Here is a 13,556-nt window from a genome sequence, read left to right as displayed (position 1 = left end):
ATGATTCCTGTACAAAATGGGACTCGTTTCCCATATTCGGCCAGAGGATACAATCTGGAAAGCCGGAGACGGAATGCCCAAGGTGCTGCGCACGATCTACGACGTGGTCTATGACGCGATCTGTCACATGGTCGAGGACGACGGCTTTGCCATGGCAAGCCATGTGGCGCTGTCGAGCCTGCTTGCAGTTTTCCCCTTCCTGATCTTCGGCACCGCGCTTGCAAGCTTCCTCGGCGCCGATCAGTTCTCCTCGACGGCCATCCACCTGATCTTCGACACCTGGCCTGAGGCGATCGCCAAGCCGCTCGCCGACCAGGTGCTGCAGGTGCTGACCATTCCGCGCGGCGGGCTGCTGACGATCTCGGTGCTGGCCGCCGCTTATTTCGCCTCGAACGGCGTCGAGGCGCTGCGCATCTCGCTCAACCGCGCCTACCGGGTGCAGGAAACGCGGCCCTGGTATTTCACGCGTCTCGCCAGCCTCGGCTACGTGCTGATTGCGGTCATCATCTTTGCGGCGATCAGCATCCTGCTGGTCGCCTTGCCGCTGGCGCTCGATTATGCGCGCGGCTGGTTTCCGCTGTTTGCCGATACGCTCGACATCGTCTTCAGCTGGCGCATCTACGGTACGCTGGTGGTTCTGACTGTCGGACTGCTGGTCATGCATCTCTGGCTGCCGGCCGGCAAGCGGCGAGTCTTCGACGTCATTCCCGGCGTGCTGTTGACGCTGCTTCTCTGGCTCGCCGGCGCGCTGATCTTTGCCTATTATCTCGCGACCTTCGCCAATTATACGGCAACCTATGCCGGTCTCGCCTCTGTCATGATCGTGCTGATCTTCCTCTACATGGTCGGCGTCATCTTCATCATCGGGGCGGAGATCAATGCAGCGCTGATCAAGTTCCGCGTCTTCCGGATGTTTTCGCACACCCTTTCGATCGTCGGCAGAGAGCGTGTCGAAAGGCAGTCAGAGCCCGACAAGGCGGCGAATATCCGCTCCTGACATGCCCTGGGCGCGCAATTCGCCAAGCCCGGTGTCGCCTTGGCTTTTCGAAAGCTTGCGGCCATCCGCGCCGAGAATGAGACGATGATGGTGATAGACTGGCTGCGGCAGGCCGAGCAGCACCTGCAACAGCCGGTGCACCGATGTGGCGTGGAAGAGGTCGAGCCCACGCACGACATGGGTGACGCCCTGCAGCGCATCGTCGACGACCACGGAAAGATGATAGCTCGACGGCGCATCCGAGCGCGACAGAATGACGTCGCCCCAGACGTCGGGCTCGGCGGCGATCTCGCCTGTCCTGCCGTCGCCGGTTTCCGTCCAGAACAGCAATTCGCCGATCAGGTCGAGCGCTTTGCGCATATCGAGCCGCCAGCCATGTTTCTTCCCCGAGGTCAGCATGTCCCGCCATTTGTCTGCCGGACGCTCGCGATCATTTGCGGGATAATGCGGGGTGCCGTCGGGATCGCGCGGCCAGGGCTCACCAGCTGCCTCGTATGCGACGACGCGCACCTTCACCTCGCCGCGCGTCAGAAAGGCCGGGTAGACCAGCCCGCGCTCGATCAGCGCATGCAACGCCGCCTGATATTCGGAAAAATGTTCCGATTGGCGCCGCACCGGGCTTTCCCAGCCGATATTAAGCCATTCGAGATCCCTAAGGATGCCGGCCTCGAACTCGGGCGTGCAGCGCGTTTGGTCGATATCCTCGATCCGCAGCAGCAGGCGGCCTTGTTCGGCCTCCGCCATGTCACGGTTCAAGAGGGCCGAGAGGGCATGGCCGAGATGCAACGGTCCGTTGGGGCTCGGCGCAAAACGAAAGACAGGTTTTTGACGCTCACTCGTGGTCATGCTTTCTTCTGCCATGGATTCGGCTTTTGAACCACTGCGAGGCAATGTGCAGATCATCCGCAACGACGATGACGTCAGACAGGGGCTCGAAGCGCTGCTTCGCCTCGATCCGCGTCTTGCGCCGATCGTCGCCGACGCCGGACCCATTCCGCTGCGGTTGCGCGAGCCCGGCTTTGCCGGTCTTGCCCATATCATCGTCTCGCAGATGGTGTCGCGCGCCAGCGCCGACGCGATCTGGCGGCGCATGCTGCCGGCGGACGGTTCGCTGACGGCCGAAGGTTACGCACTGCTTCACGCCGAGGCGTGGCGCGAATTTGGTCTGTCGCGCGCCAAAGCCGAGACGCTGTCGCGGATTGCTGAAGCGGTCACCTCCGGTCGTCTCGATCTCTCCGGGCTCTGCCTGAGGCCGCCGGGCGAAGCACTTGGCGAACTGACTGCGCTGAAGGGTGTCGGGCCGTGGACGGCAGAGGTCTATCTGATGTTTTGCGGCGGCCATGCCGATGTTTTCCCGGCCGGCGATGTCGCGCTGCAGAATGCCGTCGGGGCGGCATTCGGTCTTGCCGCACGGCCGCAGGCGAAGACGCTTGCCGAGCTTTCGGCGGTCTGGTCGCCGTGGCGCTCGGTGGCGGCACGGCTTTTCTGGGCCTATTACGCCACGAAGATGCGCCGTGACATGGTGCCGATCGGCTGATCGGCAACACTCTTCAAAATGCCTTTATCCTCTGAATTTATTGGACTTCACAATCCTGTAACAACCGGCCTAATATACAGGTGCAGATGCCGAATCGATCAGGAGAGTCCCTTGACGATTGCAGTCTCCCCACAGGCCCTGCCGGCGCTCGTCCTGAACGCTGACTACCGGCCACTGAGTTATTACCCCTTGTCGTTGTGGTCCTGGCAGGACGCGATCAAGGCGGTATTTCTCGACCGTGTGAACATCATTGCGGAATATGAACATTCGGTTTCTTCGCCGAGCTTTTCGATGCGGCTTCCGAGTGTCGTGTGCCTGAAGACTTACGTTCAGCCGTCCCGCAATCCCGCTTTCACCCGGTTCAACGTTTTCCTGCGCGACCGGTTCGAATGCCAGTATTGCGGCGCCCATGACGACCTGACCTTCGACCACGTCATCCCGCGCGCCCATGGCGGCGAGACGACCTGGGAGAATGTCGTGGCAGCCTGCTCGCCCTGCAATCTGCGCAAGGGCAGCAAGCTTCCCAAGCAGGCAGCCATGTTCCCGGCGCAGAAGCCCTACCAGCCTACGGTGCAGGATCTGCACAATAACGGCCGGCTGTTCCCGCCGAACTATCTGCATGAAAGCTGGCTCGACTATCTCTATTGGGATACCGAACTGCAGCCCTGATCGAACGGCCTGCAGCGCCGCGCGTCCTTTCAGAGGCGCAAAGGACGCTGCAGCACTTCGAATGCTGGATAATTTTACGAGGCGGCCTTGCGAACGCCGACAAAGGCGAAGGCTGCGAGCAGGATTCCGGCAATCACGTTCCAACCGGCAAAAGACAGGCCGAGCACGCGCAGCGCCGCATCGGTGCAGGACGGGCCCGTGACGGTGTTGAGCTCACCGAGCAGATCGCCGGCATTGGTCGTCATGCTGCTTGCCGTCGTCGAGCAGGTGGCCGGGCCGGGCCAGAAATGCCATTCGACACCGGCGTGATAAACACCCATGCCAGCCGTCACCAGCATCAGGATGCCGGCCGCGAGAATGAGCGCCCGGGTGATCCAGTTCGGCAGTCCGACGAGCTCGGAGAGTGCGGCCAGGATCGCGATCGGAATGGCGTAATAATAGGGCTGCCGCTGCAACAGGCAGAGCGCACAGGGAATATAGCCGCCGATATACTGGAAGCCGAGTGCAGTGCCGACCGCCGCCGCCATGCCGATGGCAAGCAGCATGGAATAGATAAAGCCGGGGCGGGCGAGCGGCGAGGAAGTGGCAGGCATGGCGGAACTCCGCGAAGTTTGGCTTAGAGCAATTCCAGCAAAAGTGTGAAGCGGTTTTGCGTCCGGAATTGCGTAATATATAGTGAGAGAGCGTCTTCGTTATTCGAAGAAAAACGAAGACGCTCTAGTGGGCGAAAGAGCGGTAGCCGACATATAGCACGATCACCGTAGCGGCACCGATGCCAACGACCTGGCCGAGGCGCTTCTCGATGAAGTCACGGATCGGCTCGCCGTAGCGGCGCAGCAGCCATGCGAGGAAGAGGAAACGCGCGCCGCGTGCAATAATCGCCGAAACAATGAAAAGGCCCAGATTGACGTGAATGACGCCGGACAGGATCGTCACGATCTTGATCGGCGGCAGATGCGCAAGACCCGATGTGACAAGCAGCAACAGGATCCACTCGTAGGTCACATAGGCCTTCATCTGCTCGAAGGCATCGAGCTTGCCGTAGAATTCGAGAACCGGCCGCGCCACCGTCTCATAGGCGTAAAAGCCGAGCGCCCAGCCGGCGATGCCGCCGAGTACGGAAGCGACGGTCGCGACCAGCGCGTAGCGATAGGAGCGTTCCGGCCTGGCAAGCGCCATCGGCAGGAACAGCACATCGGCGGGGACGAGAAAGACGGAGCTTTCGACGAAGGCGATGACGGCGAGCCAGATTTCGGCCGATTTGCGCGCGGCCAGAGACATGGTCCAGTCGTAAAGTCTGCGGAGCATTCCGTTTCCTTCCTGTTGCAGTGCAAAACAGCTTTAGGGGCCGTGCGCGGCGCTGTAAATGCTCGTCCGTGTCCTTCCTGCCACCGCCGTCAAAAAAATTTTCGTGATGCGGGGTGGCTGCGCCTCTCCCAAGATTTCGCGAGATTGCGAATCGGCCATTCTGCGGCAAGCTGATTTAGGGTCGACGTGCAGGGTGGCATGAGATGTTCAAAGTGATCGAAGGCGGCCGTGGGCAGGCCGTGCAAATGGATGACCGGTCCGAAAAGGAGCGGGGACCGAGCAGAGACGACGTGCGCCGGGAAGCCGCGCGGCGGATCGACGAGAGCGGCTATCATCTGTCCCGCATCCGGGAATTCGCGACCGGCGTGCCGATGGTGGCGTCTCTTAAATACCTGTCGCTGCAGATCGACTTCGCAGCCGAGGCGTTGTCGCGGCTCGAACCGATCCCGGACGATTTCCGCACCGATCGCTATTGGCCGGCGGGCTGAGGCAATCACGTTTACGGCCGCGCGTCTGGGTATTTAATCCCGACGCCTGTCGGAACAATGGCTTGACTGTATGGTTTCCTTCTCATGATCAACAAATCCCGAGGAGGATATTCCCATGCGGATGAAACTTGCTGCCGCCTCGCTGCTCGCCCTTGGCATGGCGACGTCGGCTTTCGCACAGAGCAACCCGCCGCAGGCTCCGACCAACAGCGGCGCCAATACGCCGAGCAGCTCGGAATATAACAGCACCGGCAATAGCGGCAGCGGCACGACGGTACCACTGGATCCGAATGCAACGAACAGCACGACGAACAATGGCTCCGCCAGTTCGATGAATATGCCGATGAACAAGGCGCATTGCCCGGACCAGCCGAGCGGTGAGTCGCTTCAGACGCAAGGCGGCAACAGCGGTACCACGACCAGCGAAGCCTGCCCTGACAAGTAGTCCATTATTTGCCGAAACGCCGCAGCTCCGTCGGGAGCTGCGGCTTCCGTTTCAGGACAGGTCCATCGACTTTTCCCATTGCTGCCGCAGGACGTTCATTTCCGTCCGCTTCTGGGCCATTTCGCTAACGGCGGCACGCAGATGTGGATGGTGCGACATGAACATGTTGAAGTCGCGCCGCTCGAGCACCTCGAACTGGCAGAAGTCGACGGCGATGACGTCGGCGGTGCGCCGTCCGCCGGTCAGCAGCGCCATTTCGCCGAAGAAGGCGCCCGGCTCCAGGCGGATCGCGCCGCTGGCGAGCCGCACTTCCACCGCGCCTGAGGAGATGAAATACATGCTGTCGCCCCGCTCGCCGCGGCGGATGACGCGTTCGCCGGGCGGCGCGGATTTCGCTTTGAAGAGCAGCAGCAGCTCCTCCTGCGCGTCCTCGTCGACCTCGGAGAACAGTGGGAAAGTCTCGATCAGCTGCTGCATCTTCAGTTGATGCTGGCGCTCGCGCTCTTCGCCGAGTGCGCTGATCTTTTCCAGTTCTTTGCCGAGCGCCTTCTGCCTGCTCCTGCCGTAGCTTTCCCAGAGGGAGGGCCATGTTGAATGGATATATTTCTTCAGGCCGTCGGTTGCCAAGATCACGATCGGGTTGAGTGTGATCGACAGGATCGCGGCAGCGAGGATCAGATCCTGGCCCTCATGCGGCAGGAGCCCGAGTGAGACGCCGAGGCCGGCGAGGATAAAGGAAAACTCGCCGATCTGGGCGAGGCCGCCGGCCAATGTCAGTCCCATGCTGATCGGATATCTGAGCAGGATGACGATCAGGAAGGTGATGATGCCCTTGCCGAGTATGACGAGCGCCAGCGCGCCGATCACGGCCAACGGCTGGCTCACCAGGATCGAGGGATCGAAGAGCATGCCGACGGAGACGAAGAACAGCACGGAGAAGGCATTCTGCAGCGGCAGCGAGTCGGCGGCGGCCCTGTGGCTGAGCTGGGATTCGCTCATGACGACGCCGGCGAAAAATGCGCCGAGTGCAAAGGAGACGCCGAAGATAGCCGCCGAGCCGAAGGCGATGCCGAGTGCGATCGCCAACACCGTCAGCGTAAAGAGTTCGCGCGAGCCGGTGCGGGCGATCATCGTCAGCAGCCAGGGCACGATGCGAGGGCCGAGGAAGATCGCCATGGCGGCGAAGGCCACGACCTTCAGCAGCGTCAGGCCGATCGTCAGCGCCAGCGGCAGGTCGCCGAGGCCGTGGTTGATCGTATTGCTGGCGTTGCCACCCAGAAGCTCTGCGAACGCCGGCAGCAGCACCAGCGCCAGCACCATCACCAGATCCTCGACGATCAGCCAGCCGACGGCGACGCGTCCGCTCGCCGCGTTGACGAGATTGCGTTCCTCCAACGCCTTCAGGAGCACGACGGTGCTCGCCACCGACAGGCTGAGGCCGAGGACGATGCCGGCGCCGAGGCTCCAGCCCCAGAGTTTGCAAAGGCCGATGCCCAGGAGGGTAGCGAGGATAATCCGTCCGATCGCGCCAGGCACGGCGATGCCGCGCACGGCGAGCAGGTCGGAGGCGGAAAAATGCAAGCCGACGCCGAACATCAAAAGAATGACGCCCATCTCGGCGAGCTGGCCGGCAAGGGCGGTATCGGCGACGAAGCCCGGCGTGAACGGCCCCATCAGGATGCCCGCCATCAGGTAGCCGACGAGCGGCGGCAGCCGAAGCCGGTCGGCGCCATAGCCGAGGATCGCCGCGAAAACGAAACTGACGGCGACCGTCGCGATAAGTCCTACTTCCTGATGCACGTCCGCCCTCTCTTGTGATCGCGGCGGCCACTTTGGACGAAGCGCAAACAAAATTAAACAGTTGATTTGGGATGGGCTACCGTTTGAGGCCTTGTTCTCAGTCCTGGCTAGTGAGGCGCAGACGTCGTCCACGGCACCGTCCGGCCGTCACCGATGTTGGAACCACCTGCGTCTTGTCTCGTTGCCCTTTCATCAAGAAAGGAGAAACGACATGCGGAAGATCATCTTGAACTGTACTGTGGCGGCGCTTGCCGCCTGCTCGTTTGCAGCGCCTGTTCTTGCCGACAGCGTCTATGTCAGAGAGCGTTCCTATGACGATGGCTATCGCCACGAGCGGGTTCGGCCCGGCATCACCATCAGCGAGCGTGGCGTCACTTTCGGTGCCGTGCGCGAACGTGAGCACCGCCGCTATCGCGATAATGGCTGCGAAACCAGGAGCGTCACCCGACAGACCGACGAAGGCGAGGTCACCAGGACGGTCCGACGCTGCAATTAACGAAAAAATATGCGATAAGAACGAAGCCCGGTTCCGACGAGCCGGGTTTTCGTCTTTTGTGGCACGAATATCTCAATGCGGTGGTGAAAGTCGTCTGTCGGTGTTATGAGCACGCCTTTGGTAACAGCGCGTTCCCAGCGCAAACACCGCCCGCACAGGATCTTTTAGTATGATTGAGCTTACGCCGTCCCAGATCGCCGCACTTAAACTCGCCAGGGATGGAGACCTTTATCCTCAGCCGGCCAATAAATGGACGCACGAGAACGCGACAGTGACTTATGCAAAAACTGACCGGTGGAAAGAGCGGCCTCAGAAAATAAAGTCGGTCACTGCCAAGACATTGGGCGAGTTGAAGGAGCCGGGTTTTCTCGAAAGGCGGCACCTGGATGACGACGCATCAAAAGACGTCTACGGCATCACGATGGCCGGCAAGATGTGGCTGCTGAAGAATAAGTAGGCGTCGCTTAGATGCGAAATTCGTTCCGTCGGGCCATCGGCTCTTTGGGCCAGGCTAGGCATTTGAGATGATGGTGCAGCTAACCGGAGCATTATAGAACCGGTCCGCCTTCGTTCCTGACGGAACTGCGGCGCGACAGCCTCCGCTTAGCTGCTCTCTTCAGCTTGCCCAGCCGAAGCTCACAGAGCATAGGCTGGTGCCCCATGCCGGAGTCGAACCAGCACTTCTTTCGAAACTCGATTTTGAGTCGAGCGCGTCTACCAATTCCGCCAATGGGGCAACGGATGCGAACGGGCGGCTGTCTAACATGCGAGCGCCCGGACGCGCAAGACGGGCAAGCGAAGTTATCGGACTGATCCGGTAGAGAGATCCGGCCTCGCTCGAGGCCGGATCTCGTCCGATATCAATGGGCGGCGGCGGGGGCCGGACTGCTCAGGCCGGACTTCTTCAGCGTGATCGCCAGGATCGAGGCCAGCAGGCAGAAGGCGCCGGCGACGAAGAAGGCGGGTAGATAACTCGACAGTTCCGTGCGCGACAGGCCGGCGCCATAGGCGGCGGTGGCGGCGCCTAGCTGATGGCCGGCAAAGACCCAGCCGAAGACGAGGCCGACCTTTTCAGGGCCGAAGCGGTCGGCGGCGATCTTGACGGTTGGCGGCACGGTGGCAATCCAGTCGAGGCCGTAGAAGATGGCAAAGATGGAGAGGCCGTAAAAGCTGAAATCGCTGAAGGGCAGATAGAGCAGCGACAGGCCGCGCAGGCCGTAATACCAGAACAGCAGCCAGCGATTATCGAAGCGATCGGAGAGCCAGCCGGAGCCGATAGTGCCGAAGAAATCGAAGATGCCCATGACAGCCAGCACGCTGGCGGCGGCCACCGGCACGATGCCGAAATCGCCGCAAAGGGTGACGAAATGAGTCTGGATCAGGCCGTTGGTGCTGAGGCCGCAAATGAAGAAAGTGGCAAAGAGGATCCAGAAGGTCGAGGTCTTCGAGATTTCCCTGAGGACGGTGATCGGCGTCATCAGCGCGACGCCAAGCGAGGTGCTTGCCGGCGGCGGCGTTACCTGCGTTTCGCCGAAGGAGGGCAGGTTGAGGTCGGCCGGGCGGTCACGCATGAAAGCCAGCACGGCAAGGGCTGCGACCATGATCATGGCGCAGACGAAAAACACCGTCGAGCGCCAGCCGTAGCGTTCCGTCAGCTCCGCCATCAGCGGCAGAAAGACGAGCTGGCCGGTGGCCGAACTTGCCGAGAGCATGCCGACGACAAGACCGCGATGCTTGGTGAACCAGCGGGAGGAGATCGTCGCGGCGAGCACCATCGCCGTCAGGCCCGTGCCGAAGCCGACGACGATGCCCCAGAGCAGCAGCAGCTGCCACAGCGTCGTCATGAACAGCGAACCGACGAAGCCGGCGCCGATCAGCGCCAGTGCGAAGACGATGACCTTGCGCACCCCGAAGTAATTCATGAAGGCGGCGGCGAACGGACCCATGAAACCAAAAAGGATCAGGCGGACCGCAAGGGCCGAGGAAATCTGCGAGGTCTCCCAGCCGAATTCGTCCTGCAGCGGCTTGATGAGCACGCCAGGTGCGCCCATGGCGCCGGCAGTGACCAGCATGGTGAGGAAGGTCGCGGCAACGACGACCCAGCCGTAATGGATGTTGCGCCGGGCAAGGGTGGAGGCGAGGACGGTGGAAACCATGGGTAAGATTCCGTTTGAATTCAGGTTCTGGAAGATAACCGGGCCGACTTACATGATGTCCATCATATTTCTTGCGTATTGATGATGGACGTCATATATTTTGTCAAGCGACTAATTCTGGAGATGACGATGCGGGTCAGCCGCGAAAAATTTGCCGAAAACCGTGAAAAGATCCTGAGCGTTGCCGGCGTACTTTTCCGCGAAAACGGTTTCGACGGGGTCGGCGTCGCCGACATCATGAAGGCGGCGGGGCTGACGCATGGCGGCTTTTATGGTCATTTCGGGTCGAAGGACGATCTGGCGCTTGAGGTCAGCCGCAAGCTGATCGACAAGGTCGAGACGCGTTGGAAGGAACATATCGCCGAATCGCCGGATCGGCCGCTGGCAGCGCTTCTCGATCACTATATCCACTGGCGCACGGTTGACGATCCGGGCGGCAGCTGCGTCTTCGCAACGCTGATCCAGGAAGTCAGCCGCAGCCGCGGCGCAGTCCGCGCAGTCTTCAGCGATGGCTTATCGGTGCTGGTCGACACGCTTGCCGATATCGTTCCCGGCGAAACGGAAGAGGAGCGCCGCGCCAATGCGACGACGACACTCTCGTCGATGATGGGTGCCGTCATTCTTGCTCGTGCTGTCGAAGACCGAGCGCTTGCCGAGCAGTTTCTGGTGACGATGCGCCGGCAGCTCGATCCTGAAAGCCAGACATAATCTCAGTCGCGAATGGCGATGGTTTCGATCTCCCTCTCCACGTGGTGAGGGATCTATCTTGCATGTGCCTGAGGACCGAGAAGCCAGCGGCTACTTGAAGCCGGCGATGGCGTGCGGGATGTAGGGTGCCTCCAGTGCCGCGATTTCCTCGGCGGTGAGCTTGACCGAGAGCGAGGCAACGGCGTCCGTGAGGTGGTTCGGTTTGGACGCGCCGATAATCGGGGCGGTCACCGCACTCTTCTGCAGGATCCAGGCGGTTGCGACCTGAGCGCGGGAGATGTTGCGGGCCTCGGCGATTTCGGCCACGGCCCCGACGATCTTGCGGTCGGCCTCGATGGACTGCGTGTAGAGCGTTTTGCCGAATTCGTCGGTTTCGCTGCGGGCCGTCATCTCGTCCCAGTCGCGGGTCAGGCGGCCGCGGGCAAGCGGGCTCCAGGGGATGACGGCGATCTTCTGATCCTCGCAGAGCGGCAGCATTTCGCGCTCTTCCTCACGGTAGAGCAGGTTCAGATGATCCTGCATGCTGACGAATTCGGTCCAGCCGTTCAGCCTGGAGACGTAAAGCGCCTTGGCGAATTGCCAGGCATACATGGAGGAGGCGCCGATATAACGGGCCTTGCCCGATTTGACGACGTCGTGCAGAGCTTCCAGCGTTTCCTCGATCGGCGTCGTGTAGTCGAAGCGGTGGATCTGGTAGAGATCCACGTAGTCGGTGCCGAGGCGACGCAGGCTGTTGTCGATCTCGTCGAAGATCGCCTTGCGCGACAGGCCGGCGCCGTTCGGGCCCGGCCGCATGCGGTTGAACACCTTGGTGGCCAGCACGATGTCCTCGCGCTTGGCGAAGTCTTTTATGGCACGGCCGACGATCTCCTCTGATGAACCATTGGAATAGGTGTTGGCGGTGTCGAGGAAATTAATGCCGTGGTCGATCGCCTGCTTGATCATCGTCCGGCTCTCTTCTTCGCTGAGGCTCCAGGCATGATTGCCGCGGCCGGGATCGCCAAAGGTCATGCAGCCCAAGCAGATTTTAGACACTTCGAGACCGGTCTTTCCAAATTTTGCGTATTCCATGAAACGACTCCGTGATGAATTGGATAACCCCCAGGCGGCTTTCCATGATTTAGCGTGAGATGGCCAAAGTCGCAGGGTGGCAAATGAAGAATCTATTCTGCATGTGCACAATGATCTGTGATCGAGATTTCTAGAGCCGCGCTCATCGCTATCGATTCCGGCTGCAGCTTGCACATCCGCGCCGCAAGATGTTAGCTGATGCAGCATTTTATCGGAATCCGACCATGCAGCTGCCGTCCCACGATCGCTATGACGATCTCTATCGCGATTTCTCCTGGCGGATTCCGGAGGATTTCAATATCGGCCGCGCCGTCAGCGACGACTGGGCCGTGAGGGATCCCGAGCGCGTCTGCCTTGAGCATTTCAGCCCCGACGGCGATCACCGCGCAATGACCTATCGCGCGCTCGCCGACCGTTCCTCGGCTTTTGCAAATGCGCTCGTTTCACTTGATATCAAACGCGGCGATCGCGTTGCGCTGCTCTTGCCGCAATCCTTCGAAACGGTGATCGCACATGTGGCGATCTACAAGACCGGTGCGATCGCGCTGCCACTGGCGCTGCTCTTCGGCGTCGAGGCGCTGGAATACCGGCTGAAGGCGGCAGGTGCCGCGGCTGTCGTCACCAATGGCTTCGGTCTCGAACGCATCCGGCAGATCCGCGGACGCCTGCCGGCGTTGAAGCATATCGTCAGCATCGACGGGGCGAGTGCCGACGCGACTGCTTTCGCCGAACTGGTGGATGGCCATCCCTTTGTCTTCGACATTGCCAAGACCGGTCCGGATGACCCGGCGCTGATGATCTTCACTTCGGGAACGACGGGGCCGCCCAAAGGCGCGTTGCATGGCCACCGCGTCCTGCCCGGCCATATTCCCGGCATGCAGTTTGCCCATGAGGGTTTTCCGCGGCCGGGCGACAAGGTCTGGACACCGTCCGACTGGGCCTGGGCCGGCGGGCTGCTCAACGCGCTGCTGCCGAGCCTTCTGCTCGGTGTTCCCGTCGTTTCGTCGCCGGCGCAGAAATTCGATGCCGGCATGGCCTATGGCATCATGGCCGAAATGAAGGTGCGCAATGCCTTCATTCCGCCGACGGCGCTAAGGCTGATGAGATCCGTTGCCGATCCGCGCTCGAAATATGATCTGGTGCTACGCACCATCGGCTCGGCCGGGGAGGCGCTCGGCCGCGAGACCTATGAATGGGCGCGTCATACGCTCGGCATCACCGTGAACGAATTCTACGGCCAGACGGAGTGCAATTTCGTGCTTGCGTCGAGCGCTGCCTATGGCGTCACCAAAGCGGGCGCCATAGGACGGGCGGTGCCCGGGCACAGCGTTGCGATCGTCAGCGAGACGGGCGACGAGTTGCCCGTCGGTGAACCGGGCCAGATCGCCATCGCCAGTCCCGATCCTGTCATGTTCCTCGGCTACTGGGACGACATGGCAGCGACGGAACGAAAATTCGTCAAAGGCTGGCTGCTCACCGGCGATATCGGCCGGCAGGACGCCGAGGGCTATGTCACCTTCGAAGGCCGCGATGACGACGTGATCACCTCGTCGGGATATCGCATCGGCCCCGCCGAGATCGAGGACTGCCTGATCGGCCATGCCGCCGTTCAGCTTGCCGCCGCCGTCGGCAAACCCGATGCCGTGCGCACCGAAATCGTCAAGGCCTATATCGTGCTTTCACCAGGCCATCATCCAAGCGAGGCGCTGGCCGCCGACATCAGGGAATGGGTGAAGACGCGGCTTTCGATGCACGAATATCCGCGCGAAGTGGAATTCATCGACGCATTGCCGCTGACCACCACCGGCAAGGTGATCCGCCGGCTGCTGCGCGAAAGGGCCGCCAACGAGGGATAGAGCATTTCCGGCATGCTCCATCTTT

At 61.2% G+C, this 13,556-nt stretch carries 15 protein-coding genes and 1 tRNA gene; 9 read left to right on the top strand and 7 right to left on the bottom strand.

The features are described 5' to 3' along the window. Nucleotides 1-73: 73 nt before the first annotated feature. Complete coding sequence (locus V8P77_RS18295) at nt 74-997, top strand: YihY/virulence factor BrkB family protein (RefSeq protein WP_335913693.1); 924 nt, start codon at nt 74-76, stop codon at nt 995-997. Here V8P77_RS18295 and gluQRS read toward each other — a convergent pair. Continuing rightward, entirely contained in the window at nt 962-1,843 is an 882-nt protein-coding gene (gene gluQRS / locus V8P77_RS18290) for a tRNA glutamyl-Q(34) synthetase GluQRS (RefSeq protein WP_335913692.1), read from the bottom strand. The two genes, V8P77_RS18295 and gluQRS, sit on opposite strands and share 36 nt — an antisense overlap. Here gluQRS and V8P77_RS18285 point away from each other — a divergent pair. Next, nucleotides 1,842-2,534, top strand: coding sequence for a DNA-3-methyladenine glycosylase family protein (locus V8P77_RS18285; protein ID WP_335913845.1), 693 nt, complete (start codon nt 1,842-1,844; stop codon nt 2,532-2,534). The genes gluQRS and V8P77_RS18285 overlap by 2 nt on opposite strands. A gap of 111 nt (nt 2,535-2,645) precedes the next feature. Continuing rightward, nucleotides 2,646-3,203 carry an HNH endonuclease gene (locus V8P77_RS18280; RefSeq protein ID WP_020051813.1) on the top strand — a complete coding sequence of 186 codons (558 nt, stop codon included), beginning with the start codon at nt 2,646-2,648 and terminating at the stop codon, nt 3,201-3,203. A gap of 74 nt (nt 3,204-3,277) precedes the next feature. On the opposite strand, the gene V8P77_RS18275 is transcribed toward V8P77_RS18280, so the two are convergent. Continuing rightward, on the bottom strand, nt 3,278-3,796 hold the full coding sequence (locus tag V8P77_RS18275; RefSeq protein ID WP_335913691.1) for a disulfide bond formation protein B: 519 nt from the start codon (nt 3,794-3,796) through the stop codon (nt 3,278-3,280). A 124-nt stretch (nt 3,797-3,920) separates the two neighbouring features. After that, nucleotides 3,921-4,511 carry a YqaA family protein gene (locus V8P77_RS18270; protein ID WP_168293517.1) on the bottom strand — a complete coding sequence of 197 codons (591 nt, stop codon included), beginning with the start codon at nt 4,509-4,511 and terminating at the stop codon, nt 3,921-3,923. A 203-nt stretch (nt 4,512-4,714) separates the two neighbouring features. Here V8P77_RS18270 and V8P77_RS18265 point away from each other — a divergent pair, with 203 nt between their 5' ends. Together V8P77_RS18265 and V8P77_RS18260 are read left to right on the top strand one after the other, a co-directional pair. Further along, nucleotides 4,715-4,999, top strand: a complete 285-nt coding sequence (locus V8P77_RS18265; RefSeq protein WP_335913690.1) for a hypothetical protein — start codon at nt 4,715-4,717, stop codon at nt 4,997-4,999. Nucleotides 5,000-5,114: 115 nt separating this feature from the next. Further along, on the top strand, nt 5,115-5,444 hold the full coding sequence (locus V8P77_RS18260) for a hypothetical protein (protein ID WP_335913689.1): 330 nt from the start codon (nt 5,115-5,117) through the stop codon (nt 5,442-5,444). A gap of 51 nt (nt 5,445-5,495) precedes the next feature. On the opposite strand, the gene V8P77_RS18255 is transcribed toward V8P77_RS18260, so the two are convergent. After that, entirely contained in the window at nt 5,496-7,244 is a 1,749-nt protein-coding gene (locus V8P77_RS18255) for a cation:proton antiporter domain-containing protein (RefSeq protein ID WP_335913688.1), read from the bottom strand. A gap of 211 nt (nt 7,245-7,455) precedes the next feature. Here V8P77_RS18255 and V8P77_RS18250 point away from each other — a divergent pair, with 211 nt between their 5' ends. Further along, nucleotides 7,456-7,740, top strand: a complete 285-nt coding sequence (locus tag V8P77_RS18250) for a hypothetical protein (RefSeq protein WP_003543270.1) — start codon at nt 7,456-7,458, stop codon at nt 7,738-7,740. A 169-nt stretch (nt 7,741-7,909) separates the two neighbouring features. Then, complete coding sequence (locus V8P77_RS18245) at nt 7,910-8,197, top strand: hypothetical protein (protein ID WP_003543268.1); 288 nt, start codon at nt 7,910-7,912, stop codon at nt 8,195-8,197. A gap of 194 nt (nt 8,198-8,391) precedes the next feature. Here V8P77_RS18245 and V8P77_RS18240 read toward each other — a convergent pair. Beyond that, nucleotides 8,392-8,476, bottom strand: a tRNA-Leu gene (locus V8P77_RS18240). Nucleotides 8,477-8,600: 124 nt separating this feature from the next. Continuing rightward, nucleotides 8,601-9,896, bottom strand: a complete 1,296-nt coding sequence (locus V8P77_RS18235; RefSeq protein WP_335913687.1) for an MFS transporter — start codon at nt 9,894-9,896, stop codon at nt 8,601-8,603. A 129-nt stretch (nt 9,897-10,025) separates the two neighbouring features. Between V8P77_RS18235 and V8P77_RS18230 the strand changes: the two genes are divergently transcribed. Further along, nucleotides 10,026-10,604: a TetR/AcrR family transcriptional regulator gene (locus V8P77_RS18230; RefSeq protein ID WP_011653696.1), complete on the top strand. Its 579-nt coding sequence runs from the start codon at nt 10,026-10,028 to the stop codon at nt 10,602-10,604. 90 nt (nt 10,605-10,694) lie between these two features. On the opposite strand, the gene V8P77_RS18225 is transcribed toward V8P77_RS18230, so the two are convergent. Next, nucleotides 10,695-11,675, bottom strand: a complete 981-nt coding sequence (locus V8P77_RS18225) for an aldo/keto reductase (protein ID WP_335913685.1) — start codon at nt 11,673-11,675, stop codon at nt 10,695-10,697. Nucleotides 11,676-11,899: 224 nt separating this feature from the next. On the opposite strand from V8P77_RS18225, the gene V8P77_RS18220 reads away from it, so the two are divergent. Further along, complete coding sequence (locus tag V8P77_RS18220; RefSeq protein ID WP_335913684.1) at nt 11,900-13,531, top strand: AMP-binding protein; 1,632 nt, start codon at nt 11,900-11,902, stop codon at nt 13,529-13,531. Nucleotides 13,532-13,556 lie beyond the last annotated feature (25 nt).

Source organism: Rhizobium aouanii (assembly GCF_037002925.1).
GTDB classification, from domain to species: domain Bacteria; phylum Pseudomonadota; class Alphaproteobacteria; order Rhizobiales; family Rhizobiaceae; genus Rhizobium; species Rhizobium aouanii.
This window is presented reverse-complemented; position numbering and strand designations above follow the sequence as displayed.